At 40.1% G+C, this 716-nt stretch carries 2 protein-coding genes; both read right to left on the reverse strand.

Annotated elements, in window-relative coordinates:
* Window positions 1-133: 133 nt before the first annotated feature.
* Window positions 134-424, reverse strand: a complete 291-nt coding sequence (locus tag BG260_RS13745) for a type II toxin-antitoxin system RelE/ParE family toxin (protein WP_069133530.1) — start codon at window positions 422-424, stop codon at window positions 134-136.
* A complete protein-coding gene (locus BG260_RS13750) occupies window positions 421-609 on the reverse strand; it encodes a hypothetical protein (protein WP_069133531.1) in 189 nt (62 codons plus the stop codon). The genes BG260_RS13745 and BG260_RS13750 overlap by 4 nt, the downstream gene beginning before the upstream one ends.
* Between the last annotated feature and the right edge of the window lie 107 nt (window positions 610-716).

Below are 716 nucleotides of genomic sequence, written 5' to 3' on the forward strand. Positions count from 1 at the left end.
CACACACATTGCGCATAAGCGGCGTGCAGGCCAACGTTAATTTAAAAACAAAATGTACTACAGAAATTGAGTAAACCAAAACCGGCAGGGTAGGGCGAGGCACGTCCGCTTAATGCGCGGGTTATGCCCACTACTACTTGGGATCGTCTGGTAAAAGCCGTGCTCCATGAATTACACTAAGTATCTCAATGGCATCATCTTTCAGCAAATAGATGATACGATAGGGATGATGAAATACTTCTCGAATGTCGTCTCTTTCATATTCTGGAACTTTGCGACCTTTTCGAGGATGAGGAGAAATATTTTCAGCTTCTTCGATTATTTGACCAACAGTACGATGCGCATAAAGTGTGGAGTCTGAAGCTATATACTGGAAAATTTGATCGAGTTGTTTTTCTGCCTTCTCTGTCCAGTCAATTCTCATTCGGCCAGCTTGTATTTCTTTTTGATTTCTTCATGAGAAACAGTGCGACCAGCTTCGGAATCCTTGAGTCCTTGCTCGATAGATTGACGGACATAAATTTTGTACATCACATCATCCCAATCAGCATCATCGGGAAGATCTTTGAGCATATTTTCAACTTCTTTTTTTAAAACGGCTTTTTCCATAATTCTGTGGAATTAAATTAAACTCTGTCTGTAGTATCGTAACCATAGCACAGAAAAACAACGATTTGCTGAAATGATAATTGTAACCTAAGAATTGCAGTGGGTAT

The organism is Rhodohalobacter halophilus, from assembly GCF_001715195.1.
Lineage (GTDB): Bacteria > Bacteroidota > Rhodothermia > Balneolales > Balneolaceae > Rhodohalobacter > Rhodohalobacter halophilus.